The following is a 20,102-nucleotide window of genomic DNA, read 5'->3' as shown; positions in this document are numbered from 1 at the left end:
GGCTATTCCTTGCTCGGTGCGACGGAAAGAATCGTGCGGACGCCGCGAAGCGTGCGCCCGACATGCTCCGCCATCAGTTCGTTGAAGCGGGGCCAGTCTCGCCGGCGCAGGGATTCGGCAATCATGCGATGCTCTGAAAAGCTCAGTTCGCGCTGTTCCTTGTTCGGCGCCGTCAGCAGGGTCCGGATGGTGGCAATCCGCGCCTCGGCGAGCTGATACGCATCCTGGACCAGGCGATTGCCGCAGTAGCCGAAAAAGCACTTGTGGTAGGCAGTATCGGCGCGCCCATAACCGCGATCGTCACCGCTCTCCAGTGCCGCCTGCATGGCATCGACGATGCTGTCCAAGGTCGTCAGAAAAGCGTCCGGCGCGCGACGCATGGAAAGAATGCAGGCCTGCGTCTCCGCAATCAGGCGGAACTCGCAAAGTTCTTCGACGTCTTCGATGGACGGGTCGAAAATGAAGCTGCCGCGTTTGGGGCGAACTTCGACCAGGCCGGCAAATTCCAGCGTCTTCAGTGCCTCGCGGACGGGACTGCGGCTGACGCCGAACAGGACTGCCAACCGGTCCTCCGACAGGCTTTCCCCGAGATGAAACTCGCCGTCGATGATCGCTTGTCGCAAACGCTCGGTGACGAGCGTCGCAAGCGCCTGCGGGTGCGCGATGCGCAGCGGCGTTGCCGTTTCCATCCTGTCCTCCATCCCTCTGCCATGTAATACGTAACGTGTAACATACTAGTCAAGCTTTTTGTCGATCCGCCTCCGCGGGCATCGGGTTCGCGTCGGCAGACGAATGAAACGTGCTTGCCAGCAGAGTTGTAAAAATGGGCCTTCCGGCTGGGCACCGGCGACCGCGCGCGCAGAACGAAGTCCTACCGCGAGCCCGTCCATCTATGAGACTCGTGCCGCGTCTTCGCGCCGTGGCGAGCCATGTGCTTATCGGACAATCTGCCGTCATTGCTGAAGGGTTGCGGCCTGTCGGCCCGGCCGTTCCCGCGCCGAGAGGTGCGGTCAGCTCTTGACCGAACCCGCCGTCATGCCGGCCAGGAAGTAGCGCTGGGCGACCAGGTAGAGCACCAGCAGCGGAAGCGATCCGAGCACGCTCATCGCCATCATCTCGTTCCACTCGAAGGCATGCTGCCCCATGAGGAGCTGGATGCCGATCGGCACCGTTCGCAGATCCATCGACTTGGTGAGCGTGAGCGCGAAGAGGAACTCGTTCCAGGCAAGCAGGAAGGTGTAGACCGCTGTCGCCACGATGCCGGGTATCGAGACCGGGACGATCACCCGCCAGAGCGCCGTCCAGCTGGAGCCGCCGTCGACGAGGACCGCTTCGTCGAGTTCCTTTGGAAGCGTGTTCAGATAGCCCGTCATCAGGAGAATGGCGTAGGGCAGGGTGAAGACCATGTAGGTCAGGATCAGCGCCAGGTAGGTGTCGAAGATCCGGAAGGCGACCACCATTCCGAAATAGGGAATGAGAAGCGTGATGGGCGGCACCGTCTGCGTGCTGATGATGAAGATGTTCAGCGTGTTCTTGAAGCGGAACCGAAAGCGGCTGAATCCGTAGGCCGCCAGGATTGCGACGACAAGCGTCAGAACCGTTACCACGCCGGCGACGAAGTAGCTGTTGATGAAAAAGCGGACCTTCACCGGATCGTTGAAGATCGTCAGGTAGGCCGAGATCGTGAAATCGTCCGGCAGGAGCCGTGGGGGCAGGGCGAAGATCTCGGTGTTCGACTTCAACGAGCTGAAGAACATCCACACGATCGGAAAGGCGGCGAAGACCAGGCCGACGGTAAGCCCGATATAGGTGAGGATGGTCGGCAGGATGGAATGTTTGAACGAACGCTTTGCCACGGCCGATTACCTGCGCTGCTGATGTTTGATGTAGAAGTAGGTGACGCTCATCGAGATGATGAGAATGATGATCGCGCTGGCAGAGGCCAGGGAGAACTCATACTGGGAGAAGGCGAGCTTGTAGGTGAAGGTGGACAGCATTTCGGTCGAATAGATCGGGCCGCCGCCGGTCGTCATCCACACGAGCGGGAAGACCTGCATCGTCCAGATGAAATCGAGGAGCGCTATGCTGATGATGATCGGCATCAGCTGCGGAATGGTGATGTACCAGAATTTTTCGACCTCGTTGGCGCCATCGATGCCGGCCGCCTCGTAGAGTTCCTTCGGAATACCCTGAAGGCCGGCAAGAAGGCTGACCATATAGAGCGGATATCCGGCCCAGATGTTCGCGAAGGTCAGGGCATGGATGGCGGTGCTGGTCGAGGAGAACCATTCCACCTTGAAGTCGATGATATGGAGCGCCATCAACACGCTGTTGACGACTCCGTTCGGGTCGAGCAGCAGGCGCCAGATGATGGCGATGATGACCGCCGTGAACAGCCATGGCAGGATGAAGAGAACGCGCAGAACGCTTCGGACAAGTGGATCGACGCGATTGGTGTTCAGCAGCAGCGCGAAGGCGAGACCGATGATGAAGTGGAAAACCACGCTCATGACGGTGAAGTAGAGTGTCTGGCCGACCGACTGCCAGAAGACCGGGTTCTCAAAGACGGTGATGTAGTTCTGGAGTCCGGCGAAGGCGGCGTCCTTCGTCATGATGGCGCCATCCATCAGCGAGTAGCGCAAAACCATCAGCATGGGAAAGAGCATCAGCAGGATGAGGAGAAGCGCCGCCGGCGACACATAAAGATACGGCACCAGTTTCCGCAGGGTGGTGTAGCGGACCCTGCGCGCCTTGGGCCGCGCGGCGAGCAGAGCCGGAGCGGAACGGTTCATGAGGCGTGACTTTCCAATAGGCGGAACATTGCGAATGGCGCCGGCAGCGCGAGGTGACGCAGCCGGCGCCCGCGAACGCGACGGGTCCCTAGAACTTAGCCAGCCAGGCCTTCTGCGTGTTGACCGCGGCGTCCTTGGCGCTCTGACCGCCATCGAACATCTTCTGCACTTCGACATTCATGTCGCGCATCAGCTCCTCGGCAACCGGAAGGCCGACAAATTCGTTTGCCGGATAGCCGCTCTGATAGATTTTGAAGGCTTCCGCGAAGATCGGGTCGGAAGCGACGAAGTCAGGCTTCGCGTGGACGTTGCCGGGGAAGGCATTGGCGATCGAGACGAGGCGGCTGTTTACTTCCGGGCTCATCAGGTATTCGACCAGCTTCCAGGCTTCTTCCTTATGCTCGCTGCCTTCGCTGATGCCGATGCCCCAGGACGCATAGGGCATGCCGCGCTTGCCGGTGTAACCGTCGGCCGCCGGCAGGGCGGAGATGCCGAAATTCAGGTTCGGATTGCGCTCGCGGATGAGGTTCACGTGGGCAAGTGAGTCGACCATCATGCCGACGCGGCCGTTGACGAACTCCTCGACCTTGTCCTGTTCCTTTTTCGCGAAGATGCCGGGCGAGATCACGCCTGCCTTGTTCAGCGACGCGATATATTCGAGTGTGCCGACCACGGAGTCGTTTTCGAGATCCGGCTTTCCATCCTTCATCATCGAGGCGCCCGAGGCCCAGACCCACGACATCACGTCGTTCTGAATGCCGCTCGGCGATTGCAGCGACAGCGGCAGCACCCAGCCGTACTGGTTCTTGGAGGCGTCGGTCATCTTCATCGCCGCTTCGGTGAATTCGCCGCGCGTGGACGGCATCTTGTCGACGCCTGCAGCCTTGGCGAGGTCCATGTTCACGAAGACCGGGTAGACGAAGGACGCGAGCGGAAACATGACACTCTTGCCGTCGACCTTGACGATGTCGGCGATCTGGCTCTTGTCATAGTTTGCTTTCTCCATCAGTTCGTCCATCGATGCGATGGCGCCCTGCTTGGAGAGGCCGTTGACCCATGCGCCGTCGAGGCCCACCACGTCGCTGAGCGTGCCGGATGCCGCGCCGACGACGATCTGATCCCGTGTCGTGGCATAGGGGCCGCTGACCAGCGTGACCTTGATGCCGGGATTTTTCGCCTCGAAATCGTCAATGATGCCGCGCAGCGCGCCGGCGGGCATTTCGGGTTCCCACCACTGGATGAATTCGATCGTGGTATCGGCGTATGCCGACGTGGCGCAGAGTGCCCAGGCAGCCACGGCGGCCCGCATCGTATTGCTGAATTGTCTGAAATTCATATCTACCTCCCATTAGACTTGCAGGTGATCGATCCTCCCCAGATCGTTTTGAAAGTAGGTTCCTGGTGGCCCTCCATGTCAACGGCGAGCCATTGGCAAAGTGTGCGTCGGCGGCCAATTTTTCCACATTATTCTTCTTAAACTTATGATTATAAATGATAAAAAAATTTTGCGCGCGAAAAATTTTTTGCGTCATTTGTGTTGCCTGTGACGCATTTTTTCTTTACTTTCGTAAATAAATGAAAGGTCGGCGATCAAATCCGAATTCCCTGCCGGACGTTCCCGGGTGATGGAGACGGGCGTTCGCCGGGTAAGGAAGGGGATTCTGCAATCCGGTTGGGATATGGGCGGTATAGACGAGGGCTCCGACATGGGGGCGGATCATACCCCGCAATGCCACGCGGGCGGCGTATTGCCCCGACCAAGGGGTGCGTTTATCTCTTGCGCAATTTCGCGCATGATCCGATGTCTCGTATGCGCGCAACAAAGATTTCAGTCGTTGGCGCGACGTTCCGCAGGGCAGTAAGGAATTGAATGGCCAAGAAAACCTACAAATCCATGGACGACTTCGCGGTCGCCTGCGGCGTTTCGCGTCCGACCCTGTCGAAATATTTCGACGACCCGACGCAGGTCAAGGACGTGACCCGAAAACGCATCGAGGCAGCGCTCAAGAAGTCGAACTTTGAGCCCAACCTCTTTGCGCGCCACCTCAACCGCAAGCGCACCAAGAATATCGGCATCCTCGTGCCGAGCATGTCGGATCCCTTCTACGTTCAGGTCGTGTCGCTGATCGAACTCGAGTTGCGCGCCAAGGGTTTCTGGCCCGTGCAGCTTTCGTCGCACACGCGGCCGGAACTGGAGGAAGAAGCTGTCCGAACCCTCTTGTCTCTCAAGGTCGCCGGTGCCATCGTTGCGCCTCTTGGGCCCGGTTCGCGTCGTTCGGCCCTGGAAAGACTGACCGACGCGATTCCTGTCGTATGCTTCGACAGTCCGTCGGCCTTCGATCTTCCGTTCGTCGGGAACGACAATGCGCAAAGTGTCGCCGCGATCGTTCAATACCTCTGCCGGTCCGGTGAGGCGCCGGTCTTCCTCGATGTTCCACACATGCTGGAGAATGCCGAAGAGCGGACGGCAAGCTATCGCGCGACGATGGTCAGGGAGGGGCATTCGCCACTCGTCGTCGATTGCGACGCGCCCCCCTCCTGGGAGTTCGAGCGGTTGGGCTACGAGCAGATGCAGCGGATTCTGGCGAAGGGCGGATTGCCGGGCAAGACGCTGTTGTGCGCCAACGACCGCTTCGCGTTCGGCGCGATGGCGGCGGCCTTTGCCTCGGGACTGAAGATTGGTCGCGCGGAGGCGTGCGACGTGCGCATTGCCGGCCACGATGACCATCCGCTCAGCCGCTATACCTGCCCGTCGCTGACGACGATGGCTCAGAACGCGCCGGAAATCGCGGCCAGGGCTGTTGAAATCCTGTTGAACAGCATCGAGGAGGACGCTGCCGACCGGAAGGTCGCGGCGCACAGGGTTATTCTCGAGGCAACCCTCGTGATGCGCGAGTCGGCCTGACATTGTCCGAGGTCGCGTGCGACGTCAGCGCCGCAGCGCAGGATCCATCGAACGCCAGGCATCCGCAATGGCTTCAAGGGCTTCCTGCGCTTCCGGTATGGCACGCGCCATGGACACGAAACCATGGATCTGTCCCGGCCATATGCGGCATGTAGCGTGCGCCTCGGCCTTGAGGCGGTCGGCATAGGCACGTCCTTCGTCGAAAAGCACGTCGTGTCCGGCCAGAACGACAAAGGCCGGCGCAACGCCTTCAAGCGTTGCGGCATCAAGCGGCGAGCCACGCCAGTCCGCCGGGTTTGCGCCTTGCGGAAGATAGTGGTCGCGGAACCACCGCATGCCGGCAGACGTCAGGCCGAAATCCTTCGCATGACGGCGGTAACTGTCCGAAGCCTGGCTTTGATCGGTTACCGGATAGATCAGCACCTGTCCGATGACGGCCGGGACTGTTGCGTTCCGCGCCATCAGCGCTACGACGGCAGCAAGATTTCCGCCGGCGCTGTCGCCGCCCACGAGGATACGAGTCGGATCGATGCCGAGCATGCCCGCCTGTTCGTTCATCCAGGCGAGCGTGGCGGCGCAATCCTCGATCGCGGCGGGAAACGGATGTTCCGGCGCCAGACGATAGTCGGGCGAGACGACGACGGCACCGACCGCGTTCGCCAGGGTGCGGCAGATATCCTCGTGCGTTTCCGGCGCGCCGATCACCCATCCGCCGCCGTGAAGATAGAGCATGGCCGGCGCGCCTTCCTGCGGCGCGCCTCGGCCGCGCCAGATCAGGAGCCGAACATTGCCCGCCCGGTCTTCCATCACTGCGTCGACCTCGGCGAGCGGCAACTGCATTCCGGCGAAGCCATCGAGATATTGCCGCCGTGCCTCATCCGGCGTGCACTCTTCGACAGGCTTCTCCGTGTCGCCGGGCCACGCAAGCGCACGTCTGGCGGATTCGTCCAGCCCGGTCACGTCAGCAGGCTCGCTGCTTCCTCTTCGCGCAGCTCCTTCGGTTGCGCCACTGTGCCGGGAATCGTCTGCGCCGCGCCGGTTTCTCCGGCGCGCAGAACCGCCTCCATGATTTCGAGCACGTGCAGGGCAAGGTCGCCGGAGGCGCGGGGCGGACGGGCTTCGATGATCGAGCGCGCGAGATCGGCAAGGCCGAGCATGCGGTAGTTGGCGCGATCGGGGGCTGCGACCGGCCAGTTGACGGCACCGAAGAGATCACGGGCGGTGTCCGTTTCCCGCCATGGCGCGCCGCGGCTGGAGACGGCGACGACACCGCCGAAATTGTCCGGATCCGGCAGGCGGAGCGAGCCCTCGGTGCCATGCAGTTCGATCGGGTGGTTGGAGTGGCGGAACACATCCCATGACGCGCCGAAGGTGATGCTCGCGCCGCACTCGAATTCCAGCAGGGACAGGACGCTGGTCGGCGTGCCGACCTTGAAGGTCGTCCCCTTCTTCGGTCCATCCGCGGTGATGAGACGTTCTTCCTGGCCGCTGGTCGCGACCGCCTGCACGCGTCGCACCGGGCCCAGCAGGTTGACCAGCATGGTGAGATAATAGGGGCCCATATCCATCATGGGACCGGCACCGGGCTGGTAGTAGAAGCTCGGGTCCGGATGCCAGTGCTCCATGCCGCGTCCCATCATGAAGGCGGTACCGGTTACCGGCTTGCCGATGGCGCCGGTCTCCATTTGCCGTCGCGCATGACGCCCTGCGGCGCCGAGAAACGTGTCCGGTGCCGATCCAAGCGACAAGCCCCTCGCTGCGGCAGCACTTACCAGCTTGCGTCCCTCATCGGCCGTGACCCCCAGCGGCTTTTCGGTAAACACGTGTTTGCCTGCCGACAGAGCGCGCATCGAGACGTCAAAATGCGCGGCAGGGATCGTGAGGTTCAGGATGAGATCGATGTCCTCGCCGTCGATCAGCGCATCGACATCCATCGCACGAAGGCCGAATTCCGCTGCGCGGCGTTCGGCGGCCTTCGTGTCGAGGTCAGCACAGGCCGTGATCGCAACGTTCCCGAAGAGCGGCGCGTTGCGCATGTAGGCCGTCGAGATGTTGCCGCATCCCACCACCCCGATCCTGAGTGTCGCGCCATTTTTTTGTGCCATGTGAATGCCTGATCTTGCTGGATTGAATGAGGGAAGCGAGTAGCGGCCGGGTTCCTGCGTTTGAACGCAAAGAATGAATTATGTTGACGCACGGTAACATTTTACCTTACGTAATTGCAAGACGCTGGGAGGCGTCCGAACCCAACGATCTTGTTGACAGCGCGGCGACCGCCGACCTCTCGCCGTCTGGCTTTCCGCGCAAGACGAATCGTGTGCTGCGGCAACCCTGCGGCGCAAGCCGAAGCCGCCGCCCTCCGTGTCGAGAGAAGTCAACGCAACAATCGGGACCAGATGACAATGACGTCAGAACTGAAGATCGGCTGCCAGACATTCACCTGGGAAATGCTGGGCGAGCGCTGGAACGGAGGGCCGGACGATCTGGTGCACGCCGTTGCCGGCGGCGGATATTCCGGTATCGAGATCACCGACACGATGATCGGTGGCTATGCCACGAGGCCCGATGCGTTTGCGCGCACGCTCCGGAATGCAGGTCTGAATCTGGTGTCCTTCGCCTTCGGCTCGGGCAGCGGATTCACGCTTCGGGAGAAGATTGCCGCCGACCTCGACTCGACACGGCGCTGGGTGGACTTTGCGGCAAATTTTCCCGGCGCGCTTGTGTCGATGGGGTCGGCCGCAGTCGTCTCGGACGGTCCGCGCGCCGACAAGTTCGCCGTCGCGGCCGAATGCTACAATCGTGCAACGGAGATCGGCAAGGCGGCGGGTGTCTCGGTTGCGGTTCACCCCTCGTCGCATCACAATACCCTGCTTTTCACGCGGGAGGACTATGACAAGCTGTTCGCCTTGCTGGATCCGGAGGTGGGGTGGGTGCCGGATACCGGCCACATCCTGCGCGGCGGCCAGGCGATGGCCGACACGCTGGCGGCCTTCGGGGACCGTATCCGCTACGTGCACCTCAAGGACGTCGACGCAAGCGGGGCCTGGGCAATGCTGGGCGAAGGCGCCTGTGACGTGCCGTCCGTGATTGCAATGGCTCTCCGGTCGCCGAAGTTCAACGGCTGGATCGTGGTGGAAGAGGAGTCGGATCAGGCCGCCGTCGATCCGGTGGCGGCGGTTCGTGCGAACCGCGAGACACTGCGCCGCCTGGGGTTCTGACTGCCGCTCGCTGGCCCCCGACTAGGTTGCGACAGGAGGTCGCCGGTTCACGCGTAGCGGACTTCGACGCCCAGCTTGTCCAGGCGATTGCGAATGCCGTGCGGCATGTTGCTGTCGGTGATGATGAGATCGACGCGCGACAGAGAAAAGGCTTTGGAGGAGGCGCCGGTGTCCCATTTGCTCGAATCCGCCACCAGAACGACGCGGCGTGCCATGCGCACGAGGTTGCGTTTGGTCCGTGCGATATCTTCCGAGACGTCCACGACGTCGAAAGCCTGGTCGATTGCATGTGCGCCGACAAAGGCCTGATGGGCAACCAGTCCGCCGAGGACCTTGTCGGAGTCCGAGACGATCGTGCTGACCGTGCTGGGAAACACCCGGCCGCCGATCATGTGTACGTCCAGTCCCGGCCGATACATGAGATGCTGGGCGATGTTCATGGCCGTCGTCGCAACCACAACGTTGTTGACCGGCGGCATTTGCATGGCGACCTGAAGCAGGGTCGAGCCGCTGTCGAAGACGATCGACTGATTGTCGATGATTTGCCGCGCGGCCATTTGAGCGATCCGTCGCTTCGCTTCGAAGTTCCGCTGCATGCGCTCTTCGAAGGCGGCCGCCGGGGAATCTGCAGGGATCGCGATGGCCCCCCCATGGGTTTTGATCAGTTGCTTCTTGGCATCCATGATTTCGAGGTCCGAGCGGATCGTGACCTCCGAGACCTCGAAGAACTCGGCCAGCTGACGCGTGCGCGCCTGACCGATCCGTTGAAGCTCGAGCAAAATCTGGTGCCGTCGTTGTTCTGCAAGCATGTGTGAACCCGGGTCGCTTCTTGCACGGCAGAAAAATTCCGAAAATCGAAAGGTTGCCGGCTCTTTCGATCGAATTCACCAATCCTAGCACAGGAAAATTCACATGCTAAGCGATATATGAAAGAATTCGAAATATTGAGTTTTGTTTTATTTTCGCGTTAGGGTCCCGTCAATATCAGCGCCAGCAAATACGAAGGAAGCTTTGCCATGGGCCTTGGAACAAAAATTCGCCTCTCGCGCCTGTTCTCCAATCCATCGGGAAACCTGTTCGGTGGCGCGGTCGATCATTTCGTCGGTTATGGCAACGTTCGCGAAGGCGGCCTTGCCGACCTGCCGGGGGCCTTGCGCCGCGTGATGGCCGGCGGACCCGACTATATCAGCATTCAGCCGGGCGCCGCACGCCATCTCTGGTCAGAGTATGCCGGCAAGGCCGCGCTGGTGATCCAGGCGGGCTGCTTCACGGCTGACGACCGCATTCGGCAGCTCATCGCGACACCGGAAGACGCGGTACGCTACGGCGCGGACGCTCTTGCGGTTGCCATCCCGGTCCGCGGGAACACTGAGGGTGAATACATCCGCTGGCTGACCGACACGGTGAATGCCGCCGCACGTTTCGAAATGCCGGTCGTCGCCCATGTCTATCCGCGCGATTTTTCCGATGGCGGCAAGATCGTCTTCACGCCGGATGAAATCGCCTATGCCGTGCGGATCGGTTACGAGACAGGGGTCGACGTGATCAAGGTCGGCTACACGGGAGATTTCGATTCCTTCCGCGAAACGGTTGCGACCTGCCCCGTCCCGGTCGTCATCGCCGGCGGCCCGAAGACGGACACGCTGCTTGGAGCGCTCACCCAGACGTCGGACGCCTTGCGCGCAGGCGCCAGGGGCGCCGTGGTCGGCCGCAACCTCTGGGGTCATGGCGATACGACCCGGGCCGCTCGTGCCTTCAAGCTGGTCATCCACGATGGCATGGCGCCGGCAGGGGCGCTGGCTGCAGCTGGTGCCTGACCGGTGTCGCCCCCATTCCACGTACTGGGCTTCGGCGCCGTGTCCGTCGACGACATCATCTATGTCGACCGGCCGCTGGCGTCCGGCAAGGGAAAGGTTACGAAACGTGCGACGGACCATGGCGGCAACGTAGCCACCGCCCTGGTGGCTATCGCTCGGCTCGGCGGGCATGCTGCCTTCATCGGCTGGCTGAGCGATCGGCCGCCGGACGATGTCGGCCGGTGCGAACTCGAGCGCGGCGGCGTGGACACGTCCCTTGCCCCGCGCCACGCCGATGCGGCACCGATCCGGTCCGTTGTCATCGTTGATCCGAACGGCGACCGGTTCATCGCCTATGACGACGATGTGCCGCATGGCACATCGCAGGCGTTGCCTGACCATGTGCTGAAGCAAGCGCCTGTCTTGCTCATCGACGGTTATGCCACGCACTGCGAAACCGTCGTCGCGCGTGCCCGCGCGCTCGGACTCGCGATCGTTGCGGATATCGAATGGACCGCCGGATCTGCGACCGACAGGATCATGGCCCTTGCCGATCACCTCGTGCTGCCGCTGGCGTTCGGCCAGGCTTCCACTGGAGAAAGTGTGCCGCTAGCGGTGCTCGACAAGCTGTGGACCGAGGAGCGCTCGGCGGTGGTGCTGACCGATGGTGATCACGGTTCGTACGTTCGTCAGCGGGACGACGCTACGCGGTGGCATTTCCCGGCTTACGAGGTACAGGCGATCGATACGACGGGCGCCGGGGACTGTTATCACGGCGCCTATTGCCTGGCACTTGCGCAGGGAAAGGCGCCGCTCGATTGCGTCGCCTACGCGACGGCGGCGGCGGCAATCTCCGTTACGGCACGAGGCGGGCGTATGGGCTTGCCGGACAACCGGGCATGTCTCGCCCGGATGGCGGGGATGGGCGCGCCGGCGGCGGTCCCGATCGCCGGATAGGATGCAGATGATGATTTCGCGCGACGCCGCTCGAGGCGCCGTTCGCCGCTTGCTGCGTTTCTGCATCGGAGGCGCTGTCGTCGTTCCGACCCGTCCGTCTGGCCGCCATCGACATTAAAATTACGCGCGTTAAAAAATAAAATCTCACACACATAAATTCTGTTAGTTAAATAAACACAATACTTACAATTGCTTAATTGAAAAGCATTGTCGCCTTTGGTCAGATTTCGGTGTTTCCCGTATTGACTTTATGCATCAGTCCTGACCCATTTGTTGAAAATCGGCGGGCAGCGGAGAGGGCTGCATGTCGACATTGCGGCATGACTGGGAGGAAATGACGTGGCTGTGGTCGTCCTGGATAAGATCTGCAAGACCTATGGGAACAACTACCATGCGATCAAGGAATTGAGCCTGACGGTACGCGATGGCGAATTTCTGATTCTGGTTGGTCCGTCCGGCTGCGGAAAGTCAACGGCACTGCGCATGATCGCCGGGCTCGAGGAGATTACCAGCGGTACTTTGAGCATCGGCGGCCAGGATGTCGCCGATCTCCCGCCGAAGGACCGCGACATTGCCATGGTCTTTCAGAACTATGCGCTCTATCCGCACATGACCGTCTTCGACAACATCGCGTTTTCGATGAAGCTGGCCGGCAGGAGCAAGGCCGAACGCACCAAGCGGGTCCATGAGATCGCGAAGACCCTGCAGCTCGAGACGCTGCTCGCCAACAAGCCGGCGCAACTTTCCGGTGGCCAGCGCCAGCGCGTGGCCATGGGGCGGGCCATGGTGCGCGAGCCGGCGGCCTTTCTTATGGACGAACCGCTGTCGAACCTCGACGCCAAGCTCCGCGTCCAGATGCGGGCGGAAATTGCGAGCCTCCAGCGCCAGCTTGGCGTGACGACGATCTATGTCACCCATGACCAGACTGAAGCGCTGACGATGGGCGACCGTGTGGCGGTGCTGAAGGGCGGCGTGCTTCAGCAGGTGGATACGCCCAGGGCGCTCTACAACCGCCCTGTCAACGCGTTCGTCGCCGGCTTCATCGGCTCACCCTCGATGAACCTTTTCGAAGGGCGCCTGCAGGGCGGCAATCTCCAGCTTCAGACCTTTTCGATCCCGCTGCCGGCCAGCGCCTTCGAGCGCGCACCCGGCCTTGCCGCCTTCGAGGGAAGGACGGTCGTCTTCGGCATCCGCCCCGAGGACCTGTACGACAGCCGGCTGCCGTCGGGCGCGGCCCTGCCGTCGATCCCCGCCCTCGTGAAGTCTATCGAGGAACTCGGATCCGAATTGATCATGCATTTGAACATCGATGCGATTCGCGTCGATTCAGGAGACCCGGATGCCGTGGAAGACCTGAGCGGCGCTGCCAATGTCGTCGCGAAGTTCGAGGCGGCCAGCGCAGCCCGGATGGGCCAGAGGATTGATCTGGCCGTCGACGCGACGAAGCTGCACTTCTTCAATCCCCAGACGCATAGGGCGCTGTGAGGACGATGCCCTTCGTCGCCACAATGAAACATGAGGTTTGAGAGTTTACCGATGCCAGCAAAGCAGGACAGACGCCTTCGTGTCGGCGTATTGGGGGCGGGCCAGATCGCCCAGGCAGCCCATTTCGAAAGCTGCACCAAGGCGGCGAATGCAGATCTCTATGCGATCTGCGACGTGGCGGACGATTTGCGCGAACGCATGGCGATCACCCATGGCGCTGAAAAGACCTACGACGACTACGACAGGATGCTCGCCGATCCCGATCTGGACGCGGTGATCATTGCGACAGCTGATGCGTTTCATGTTCCGGCGTCGATCCGGGCACTCGAGGCCGGCAAGCATGTGCTCTGCGAAAAGCCGCTCGGCCTGACGGTCGAAGAATGTCATGACCTGAAGGCCGTCGTCGAGAAGGCGGGAAAAGTCTTCCAGGTCGGACACATGAAGCGGTTCGATGCCGGTCTCCAGGCCGCCAAATCCTTCATTCGCGACGAGATGGGCGAACTGGTCGCGCTGAAGGCCTGGTATTGCGACAGCACGCACCGCTATCCGATGACCGATGCGGTCCAGCCGCTGATCATCGCCAGCGCAAACGCCAAGAAGCCGTCTGCCAATCCGAAGGCCGATCTGCGCCGCTACTATATGCTGGCGCATGGCTGCCATCTGATCGATACCGCCCGGTATTTCGCGGGGGACATCGTTTCGGTCGAAGCCCGTCTGTCGGAGCGCGCGGGCATATGGTGCTGGTTTGTAGACGTTGAATTCGCCAACGGCACGCTCGGTCATCTGGACCTGACCGTCCAGGTCCGGATGGACTGGCACGAGGGTTTCCAGATCTATGGCGAAAACGGCAGTATCCTCGGCAGGACCTTTAACCCCTGGTACTACAAGACGAGCGAGGTCGACATTTTCCGCGAGGCCGACGGTGCAACCCATCGCGTGCTCGGCGCCGATGGTCATTTCTATCGCCGTCAGCTCGAAGGTTTTGCCCGCACCATTCTCGACGGCGCCCCGATGGAAGGCGCCGATGTCGACGACGGCCTCGCCTCCGTTAGAGCCATGGTCGCGATCGCCCGCTCCGTTGAAAGCGGAAAGCCCGTCACGCTTGCCGATGTTGCGGGTGGCGTCTGATGAAACTCGGGATCTTCGCAAAGACATTCGAGGGAGCCGATCCGAGGAGGGTGCTCAGGTCGGTTGCCGGGGCCGGCTTTGCTTCCGCCCAATACAACATGGCATGCTCCGGCCTCCCCTCCATGCCGGACGTGATCCCTGTCGTCGAGGCGCATGCCGTTTCCGTGGCGGCGGCGCAGGCAGATGTGGAAATTGCCGCCGTATCCGGCACCTACAACATGATTCACCCGGACATGACCGTGCGGCAGGCAGGTCACCGTAAGCTCGCGGCACTGGCCGAACGTTGCGCCGTGATGTCGACCGGTCTGATCACGCTGTGCACCGGAACACGCGATCCGGCCGACCAGTGGAAGGGGCACCGGGACAACGATACGCCGGAAGCCTGGCGGGATCTGCTCGACGCCATGACCGCCGCCGTCGAGATCGCCGATCGCCACGATGTCGATCTCGGTATCGAGCCAGAACTCGCCAATGTCGTCAACTCGGCAGAGAAGGCACGCCAGTTGATCTCGGAGCTGCAGAGTCCGCGCATCAGGATCGTGCTCGATCCGGCGAACCTCTTCGAGGTCGCCACCCTTGAAGAGCAGCGCAGGATCGTCGCGGCCGCGATTGACCTCTTGGCGGACCGGATCGTCATGGCGCATGCCAAGGACCGCGATCCGGACGGCAGTTTCGCCACAGCCGGCAAGGGCGTGCTCGACTATGAGCACTATATCGGCAGGCTGGAGGCGATCGGCTTCGACGGCAGCCTGGTCACCCACGGTCTTGCGGCTCAGGAGGCCGCAGGCGTGGCCGGCTTCCTCAAGCGACACCTCGCCGGACCGTCAATCGGAGAAGAACGATGAGCCAGGCTCGGCCGTTCGAAACGGGCGACGGAACGATGCTGAACGTCGATATTGCGGGCGAGGGCATACCTGTGTTGTTCCAGCACGGCCTCTGCGGAAGTGCGGAGCAGACCGCGGAGACCTTTCCGGCCGAGCCCGGCTTTTGCCGTATCACCGTGGAAACACGCGGGCATGGCCGCTCTCGGACCGGCGCGCTTGAAAAGCTGTCGATCGCCACGTTCGCGGACGATATTGCCGCGTACCTTGAAAAGGCCTTCGCAGCACCGGTCGCGGTCGGCGGAATCTCCATGGGAGCCGCGATCTCGCTGCGCCTGGCGGTCAAGCGGCCCGATCTCGTCAAGGCCCTGATCCTCGCAAGACCCGCCTGGGTCACGCGTTCCGCGCCCGCGAACATGGCGCCCAACGCGGAAGTTGGGCACCTTCTCAGGAAACTGCCCCCCGAAGCGGCAAGGCGCAGCTTCCTCTCAAGCCCGACCGGGCAGGGCCTCGCCGCCGAGGCTCCCGACAATCTCGCTTCGCTTGCCGGCTTTTTCTCACGCACACCGCTGGACGTGACCGCTGAACTGCTGATCGCCATTTCGAACGATGGCCCGGGTGTAACGGACGAGGAGGTTTCACGGATCTCCGTGCCAACGCTCGTGATTGGCCACGAAAAGGACGCCATCCACCCGATCGCCCATGCGCGCTCGCTGGCCGAGCGCATTTCGGCGGCACGCTTCGTACGGATCACGCCGAAGGCCGAAAGCCGCGCGCAGTATGCCGCCGATTTCCGGCACGCGATGAGCATATTTCTGAAGGAGCTCTGACACCATGACTGCCCGTTCCAAGAGTTGGATCGCCGATCTGCCGAAGGATCGGTTGATTGCGGAATTCTCCGTCTGGTCAGCCGACCTCGTGCGGCTGGCGGATGATCTTGCCCGCGTCGATCCTTATGTGGACGTCCTCCATATCGACGTCGCCGACGGCCACTTCGCGCCTGCGATGCTGTTCTTCCCCGACCTCGTCGCCGGCGTTCGAAAGATATCGGCTCGCCCGATCCACGTTCACCTCATGGTTGCCGACGATATCCTTCTGTCCCAGATCGAGCAGTTCGCCGATGCCGGCAGCGACGTGATCAGCCTGCACGTCGAGAACGAAAGTGTCGCTGAGGCTGCGCTCGATCTGCTCGAACGCCGTGGCGTCGCCGCCGGCATGGTCGTCAGGGTGGAAACGCCTGTCGAGCGCATCCGGAACTATGTCTCGCGCCTGGATTTCCTGACGTTGCTCGGCACGGCGATCGGGGTGAAGGGTCAGGGCCTGGATGAAAAGGCCGGCGAGCGCCTGCAGCAGGCCGCGCGGATTGTTGCCGATTGCGGCGCGAGCCAGCGGATCGTACTGGCCGCCGATGGCGGTATTCGCGAACATACCGTGCCGCTGCTGCGCCAGTCCGGCGCCGAAACGGTCGTGCTCGGATCGCTCGCCTTCAACGCGCCGTCGCTCGAAGAGCGCATGGCGTGGCTGCGCACCCTCTAGCCGGCCGGTCGCGAGATGCAGCAGGTCGCCATCGGAATTGATCTGGGAGGGACGCAGGTTCGGGCCGCACTGGTCAGCGAGCGCGGCACCGTCGTCGCCCAGGCCGAGGAGCGAACCGACGCGACCGCGGGTCCAGACCGCGTCCTGTCGCAAATTCTCGATCTCGCCGAGGGTGTGCTTGCAGCGGCGACGCCTTTGTCGGTGGTGGGCGTCGGCGTTTCGACGCCGGGTCCGGTTGACACGATTGCAGGCGTTGCAAGTGATGTGCCGACCCTTGCGGGGTTTGCCGGTTTTCCGCTGAAAACCGAATTGCAGAAGCGTTTTCCCTTTCCCGTCAGCCTGGAAAATGACGGCATCGCGGCCGCGATCGGGGAGTGGCAGTTCGGTGCCGGCAAAGGCCATGTCAACCTGATCTATGTGACTGTAAGCACCGGCATCGGCGGTGGTATCATCACGGATGGTCGGGTACTGCGCGGTCGCAAGGGCATGGCGGGCCATATCGGCCATATGTCGATCGTGCCGAACGGAGAGCTTTGCCCGTGTGGCAACAGGGGGTGCTTCGAGGCCTATGGATCGGGAACAGCCTTCGCGCTGCGGGCGCAAAAAAGGGCCGGGGAAAGCCTCGATACAATCCTCGGCCGCGACGGCGCGCCGATCGACAGCCGCGGCGTCTTTGCCGCCGCGAGACGCGGTGACCGTCTCGCCAATCAGTTGATCGACGAGGAGGCGGAGATACTCGGGCGAGGCCTCACGAGCCTGATCCACATCTTCAGCCCTGATCTCGTCGTCATGGGTGGCGGGCTCTCGCATGAATTCGACCGGCTTCATCCGGGCATTCGGGCTTATGTTGCGCGATGGGCCATGCCGGCCTTCAACGACGTGAGGGTCGTTCGGGCGGCGCTCGGCCAGAACTCGGGGCTGGTGGGCGCGGCGGCGCTTGCTTTCCTCGCAGGAATGCCGCTGCAGGACCAGCCCGCCGTTGTTGCAAACATCTGATATGAGGAATGCAGAAGATCATGCTGACGATCAAGAGACTGAGCCTGGAGGACGCTCGCGTACTAATCGCCGGCGCACGTGCGAAAGCTGAAGAAATCGGCGTGCCGATGTGCATTGCCGTGACGGATGAATCGGGCCAGTTGGTTGCCTTCGAGCGCATGGACGGCGGCAAGATCACAAGCACCACGATCGCGCAGGACAAGGCCTTCACCGCGGCCGGAGCCAAACGCAGCACTGAAAGCTATGGCGAGGCGAGCCAGCCGGGGAAACCGGCCTACGGGATCAATTCGAGCATCGGCGGGCGCCTGCTCGTCGTCGCCGGAGGCATACCCGTCGTCGTGGGCGGGCAGGTGGTCGGCGCGATCGGCATCAGTTCGGGTACGCCGGCCCAGGACAGCGAATGTGCCCAGGCAGGCATAGACCTGTTCCTTGGTCAGCTCTGAGGGAGAAAATGAAAAAGATCGTCACGTCGGGCGAGATCCTCGTTGAAATCATGGCGGAAGACATCGGCCAGAGCTTTCTGACTGCAGGCACCCTGAAGGGGCCGTTCCCCTCCGGAGCGCCGGCGATCTTCATCGGTCAGGCAGCGAGAATCGGGCAGCCGGCCGTTCTGATCGGCTGCGTCGGGGCGGATGATTTCGGCGCCCTGAACATCCGTCGGCTTGAAGAATGGGGCGTTGACGTCTCCGCGATCTCAATCCACCCGGAACTGCCGACAGGCACGGCCTTCGTCACCTACCGCAGCGATGCGAGCCGCCACTTCATCTTCAACATGAAGCACAGCGCTGCCGGAGGTATTTCATTCAACGATGCCGCGCGCGCGGCTGTCGACAGTGCCGATCACTTCCACGTCATGGGCACGTCGCTTTTTTCGCCGCAGGCGACGTCGGTGGCACTCAAGGGCATCGAGATCATCAAGGACAAGGGGGGGACCGTCTCGTTCGATCCCAACATCCGCCGTGAAATGCTTTCCCTTCCAGGCATGAAGGTCTCGCTCGATCATGTCCTGGCGCTGACGGATATCTTCCTTCCGAGCGGAGACGAACTCTTCCTCTTTTGCGAGGAGCGAACCGAACCCGAGGCGGTTGACGCTCTCCTGCGACGAGGACCTTCGGCCGTCATCGTCAAGAGAGGTGCGTCGGGTGCGACGTATTTCGACCGCGACCGGACCGTTGAGACGCCTGCCTGCGTCGTGGACGAGATCGACCCGACCGGCGCCGGCGATTGTTTCAGTGCGGCCTTCGTCGCGATGTGGCTGCGCGGCGCCGATCCGGCTCTGGCGCTTCGCATCGCCGCTGCCGCCGGCGCGCTCGCGGTTACACGGAAGGGTCCGATGGAGGGCATCCGCTCGATGGCCGAGATCGAGGCGTTTCTCGACCAGCAGGAGGCCTCCCGGTGAAAAGTGCGACAGAGCAACTTCGCGATATGCCCTCCGCTCGCTGCGCCGGCAGGAGACCGGGCATCACGTCCGTCTGTTCGGCGCATCCCGTGGTGATCAAGGCTGCGCTGCACCATGGACTTGCGCGCGGCGGACCCGTCTTGATCGAGGCGACCTGCAATCAGGTCAATCAGGATGGCGGCTACACGGGCATGGCACCGGACGGCTTCCGTCGTTTTGTGGAGGATATTGCCGCCGCGGTTGGGTTTCCGCCCGAACGGCTTCTTCTGGGGGGTGATCATCTCGGACCAAATCCATGGGCCGCCCTTCCTGCGCAGGAGGCAATGGGAAGGGCCGTCGCGATGATTGAGGCCTACGCAGCCGCCGGCTTTACGAAACTCCACCTCGACGCGAGCATGAGCTGTGCAGACGACCCGGTCCCGCTTCCCGACGAGGTGATCGCCGCGCGCGCGGCCGAACTTGCCGCGACTGCGGAAATGGCGGTCCGCAAGGCCGGAGGCGAACCACCGGTCTATATCATCGGCACGGAAGTCCCGGTTCCGGGCGGTGCGTTTGAAGCCATGGATCACCTTCATGTCACGACGCCCGAAGATGCCCTGAGGACCGCGGAGATTCATCGCAAGGCATTTCGCGCCCGTGGTTTGGAGGCCGCGTTCGAGCGCACGATCGGCATGGTTGTTCAGCCCGGCGTCGAGTTCGGCAACACCGATGTCATCGAATATGAGCCTCGCAAGGCGGCGGGGCTTTCGACGGCGCTGCGACAAATGCCGCAATTCGTGTTCGAGGCCCATTCGACCGACTACCAGAGCGCCATCGCGCTTCGCCATCTGGTGAGCGACGGATTTGCGATCCTCAAAGTTGGCCCGTGGCTGACATTTGCGTTGCGCGAAGCACTCTACGGGCTGGACTGCATCGCCCGGATCATCGCGCCTGACAAGCGTCGCGAAGACCTGCCGGCAAGCATGGATGAGCTGATGACTGCCAGTCCCGGATATTGGAAGAAATATTACCCCGGCGCTGCGGCCGATCAATATTTCCAGCGGCACTTCTCCTACTCCGACCGCATCCG

At 62.2% G+C, this 20,102-nt stretch carries 20 protein-coding genes; 13 read left to right on the top strand and 7 right to left on the bottom strand.

All coding sequences use genetic code 11. The features are described 5' to 3' along the window. Positions 1 to 2 precede the first annotated feature (2 nt). The 4 genes from LXM94_RS19015 to LXM94_RS19000 all read right to left on the bottom strand — a co-directional run bounded on the left by LXM94_RS19015 (position 3) and on the right by LXM94_RS19000 (position 4,128). Positions 3 to 689 carry a GntR family transcriptional regulator gene (locus LXM94_RS19015; protein WP_235773037.1) on the bottom strand — a complete coding sequence of 229 codons (687 nt, stop codon included), beginning with the start codon at positions 687 to 689 and terminating at the stop codon, positions 3 to 5. A 321-nt stretch (positions 690 to 1,010) separates the two neighbouring features. Then, the gene (locus LXM94_RS19010) at positions 1,011 to 1,856 is read right to left on the bottom strand and encodes a carbohydrate ABC transporter permease (RefSeq protein ID WP_235773036.1); all 846 of its coding nucleotides are present in this window, start codon (positions 1,854 to 1,856) and stop codon (positions 1,011 to 1,013) included. Between the two features lie 6 nt (positions 1,857 to 1,862). Then, complete coding sequence (locus LXM94_RS19005; RefSeq protein WP_235773035.1) at positions 1,863 to 2,792, bottom strand: carbohydrate ABC transporter permease; 930 nt, start codon at positions 2,790 to 2,792, stop codon at positions 1,863 to 1,865. 88 nt (positions 2,793 to 2,880) lie between these two features. Beyond that, positions 2,881 to 4,128, bottom strand: a complete 1,248-nt coding sequence (locus LXM94_RS19000) for an ABC transporter substrate-binding protein (RefSeq protein WP_235773034.1) — start codon at positions 4,126 to 4,128, stop codon at positions 2,881 to 2,883. Between the two features lie 534 nt (positions 4,129 to 4,662). Here LXM94_RS19000 and LXM94_RS18995 point away from each other — a divergent pair. Next, positions 4,663 to 5,697, top strand: coding sequence for a LacI family DNA-binding transcriptional regulator (locus LXM94_RS18995; RefSeq protein WP_235773033.1), 1,035 nt, complete (start codon positions 4,663 to 4,665; stop codon positions 5,695 to 5,697). A gap of 24 nt (positions 5,698 to 5,721) precedes the next feature. Here LXM94_RS18995 and LXM94_RS18990 read toward each other — a convergent pair whose 3' ends face one another. Further along, on the bottom strand, positions 5,722 to 6,657 hold the full coding sequence (locus LXM94_RS18990) for an alpha/beta hydrolase (protein WP_235773032.1): 936 nt from the start codon (positions 6,655 to 6,657) through the stop codon (positions 5,722 to 5,724). Beyond that, on the bottom strand, positions 6,654 to 7,802 hold the full coding sequence (locus LXM94_RS18985; protein ID WP_235773031.1) for a Gfo/Idh/MocA family protein: 1,149 nt from the start codon (positions 7,800 to 7,802) through the stop codon (positions 6,654 to 6,656). The genes LXM94_RS18990 and LXM94_RS18985 overlap by 4 nt, the downstream gene beginning before the upstream one ends. Before the next feature lie 297 nt (positions 7,803 to 8,099). Here LXM94_RS18985 and LXM94_RS18980 point away from each other — a divergent pair, with 297 nt between their 5' ends. Beyond that, entirely contained in the window at positions 8,100 to 8,915 is an 816-nt protein-coding gene (locus tag LXM94_RS18980) for a sugar phosphate isomerase/epimerase family protein (protein ID WP_235773050.1), read from the top strand. Between the two features lie 47 nt (positions 8,916 to 8,962). Here LXM94_RS18980 and LXM94_RS18975 read toward each other — a convergent pair whose 3' ends face one another. Beyond that, positions 8,963 to 9,724: a DeoR/GlpR family DNA-binding transcription regulator gene (locus tag LXM94_RS18975; protein ID WP_235773030.1), complete on the bottom strand. Its 762-nt coding sequence runs from the start codon at positions 9,722 to 9,724 to the stop codon at positions 8,963 to 8,965. Positions 9,725 to 9,931: 207 nt separating this feature from the next. Between LXM94_RS18975 and LXM94_RS18970 the strand changes: the two genes are divergently transcribed. The 11 genes from LXM94_RS18970 to LXM94_RS18920 all read left to right on the top strand — a co-directional run. After that, positions 9,932 to 10,732, top strand: a complete 801-nt coding sequence (locus LXM94_RS18970) for a class I fructose-bisphosphate aldolase (RefSeq protein ID WP_235773029.1) — start codon at positions 9,932 to 9,934, stop codon at positions 10,730 to 10,732. Positions 10,733 to 10,735: 3 nt separating this feature from the next. Then, a complete protein-coding gene (locus LXM94_RS18965) occupies positions 10,736 to 11,668 on the top strand; it encodes a PfkB family carbohydrate kinase (protein WP_235773028.1) in 933 nt (310 codons plus the stop codon). A 339-nt stretch (positions 11,669 to 12,007) separates the two neighbouring features. Then, positions 12,008 to 13,153 carry an ABC transporter ATP-binding protein gene (locus LXM94_RS18960; RefSeq protein WP_235773027.1) on the top strand — a complete coding sequence of 382 codons (1,146 nt, stop codon included), beginning with the start codon at positions 12,008 to 12,010 and terminating at the stop codon, positions 13,151 to 13,153. Between the two features lie 51 nt (positions 13,154 to 13,204). Then, positions 13,205 to 14,281, top strand: coding sequence for a Gfo/Idh/MocA family protein (locus tag LXM94_RS18955; protein WP_235773026.1), 1,077 nt, complete (start codon positions 13,205 to 13,207; stop codon positions 14,279 to 14,281). Continuing rightward, positions 14,281 to 15,126, top strand: coding sequence for a sugar phosphate isomerase/epimerase family protein (locus tag LXM94_RS18950; protein ID WP_235773025.1), 846 nt, complete (start codon positions 14,281 to 14,283; stop codon positions 15,124 to 15,126). Before LXM94_RS18955 ends, LXM94_RS18950 begins: the two co-directional genes overlap by 1 nt. After that, on the top strand, positions 15,123 to 15,932 hold the full coding sequence (locus LXM94_RS18945; RefSeq protein WP_235773024.1) for an alpha/beta fold hydrolase: 810 nt from the start codon (positions 15,123 to 15,125) through the stop codon (positions 15,930 to 15,932). Before LXM94_RS18950 ends, LXM94_RS18945 begins: the two co-directional genes overlap by 4 nt. Before the next feature lie 4 nt (positions 15,933 to 15,936). After that, the gene (locus LXM94_RS18940) at positions 15,937 to 16,638 is read left to right on the top strand and encodes a ribulose-phosphate 3-epimerase (protein WP_235773023.1); all 702 of its coding nucleotides are present in this window, start codon (positions 15,937 to 15,939) and stop codon (positions 16,636 to 16,638) included. Positions 16,639 to 16,653: 15 nt separating this feature from the next. Continuing rightward, positions 16,654 to 17,634 (top strand): ROK family protein, encoded by a 981-nt coding sequence (locus tag LXM94_RS18935; RefSeq protein WP_235773022.1) that lies wholly within the window; start codon positions 16,654 to 16,656, stop codon positions 17,632 to 17,634. 8 nt (positions 17,635 to 17,642) lie between these two features. Further along, positions 17,643 to 18,077: a GlcG/HbpS family heme-binding protein gene (locus tag LXM94_RS18930; protein ID WP_329605630.1), complete on the top strand. Its 435-nt coding sequence runs from the start codon at positions 17,643 to 17,645 to the stop codon at positions 18,075 to 18,077. A gap of 8 nt (positions 18,078 to 18,085) precedes the next feature. Beyond that, positions 18,086 to 19,033 (top strand): sugar kinase, encoded by a 948-nt coding sequence (locus LXM94_RS18925; protein ID WP_235773021.1) that lies wholly within the window; start codon positions 18,086 to 18,088, stop codon positions 19,031 to 19,033. Continuing rightward, a partial coding sequence (locus LXM94_RS18920) for a class II D-tagatose-bisphosphate aldolase, non-catalytic subunit (protein ID WP_235773020.1) occupies positions 19,030 to 20,102 on the top strand: 1,073 nt, incomplete at its 3' end. The genes LXM94_RS18925 and LXM94_RS18920, both read left to right, overlap by 4 nt.

It is taken from the genome of Rhizobium alarense, from assembly GCF_021555155.1.
GTDB lineage: Bacteria > Pseudomonadota > Alphaproteobacteria > Rhizobiales > Rhizobiaceae > Rhizobium_D > Rhizobium_D alarense.
Note: the sequence above shows the minus strand (reverse complement) of the source record. Positions and strands in the feature narration are given on the sequence as shown.

Coding starts and splice junctions, on each gene's coding strand:
- LXM94_RS19015 (WP_235773037.1), bottom strand. CDS start 689: ATGGAAACGGCAACGCCGCTGCGCATCGCGCACCCGCAGGCGCTTGCG.
- LXM94_RS19005 (WP_235773035.1), bottom strand. CDS start 2,792: ATGAACCGTTCCGCTCCGGCTCTGCTCGCCGCGCGGCCCAAGGCGCGC.
- LXM94_RS19000 (WP_235773034.1), bottom strand. CDS start 4,128: ATGAATTTCAGACAATTCAGCAATACGATGCGGGCCGCCGTGGCTGCC.
- LXM94_RS18995 (WP_235773033.1), top strand. CDS start 4,663: ATGGCCAAGAAAACCTACAAATCCATGGACGACTTCGCGGTCGCCTGC.
- LXM94_RS18985 (WP_235773031.1), bottom strand. CDS start 7,802: ATGGCACAAAAAAATGGCGCGACACTCAGGATCGGGGTGGTGGGATGC.
- LXM94_RS18980 (WP_235773050.1), top strand. CDS start 8,100: ATGACGTCAGAACTGAAGATCGGCTGCCAGACATTCACCTGGGAAATG.
- LXM94_RS18975 (WP_235773030.1), bottom strand. CDS start 9,724: ATGCTTGCAGAACAACGACGGCACCAGATTTTGCTCGAGCTTCAACGG.
- LXM94_RS18970 (WP_235773029.1), top strand. CDS start 9,932: ATGGGCCTTGGAACAAAAATTCGCCTCTCGCGCCTGTTCTCCAATCCA.
- LXM94_RS18955 (WP_235773026.1), top strand. CDS start 13,205: ATGCCAGCAAAGCAGGACAGACGCCTTCGTGTCGGCGTATTGGGGGCG.
- LXM94_RS18950 (WP_235773025.1), top strand. CDS start 14,281: ATGAAACTCGGGATCTTCGCAAAGACATTCGAGGGAGCCGATCCGAGG.
- LXM94_RS18945 (WP_235773024.1), top strand. CDS start 15,123: ATGAGCCAGGCTCGGCCGTTCGAAACGGGCGACGGAACGATGCTGAAC.
- LXM94_RS18940 (WP_235773023.1), top strand. CDS start 15,937: ATGACTGCCCGTTCCAAGAGTTGGATCGCCGATCTGCCGAAGGATCGG.
- LXM94_RS18935 (WP_235773022.1), top strand. CDS start 16,654: ATGCAGCAGGTCGCCATCGGAATTGATCTGGGAGGGACGCAGGTTCGG.
- LXM94_RS18930 (WP_329605630.1), top strand. CDS start 17,643: ATGCAGAAGATCATGCTGACGATCAAGAGACTGAGCCTGGAGGACGCT.
- LXM94_RS18925 (WP_235773021.1), top strand. CDS start 18,086: ATGAAAAAGATCGTCACGTCGGGCGAGATCCTCGTTGAAATCATGGCG.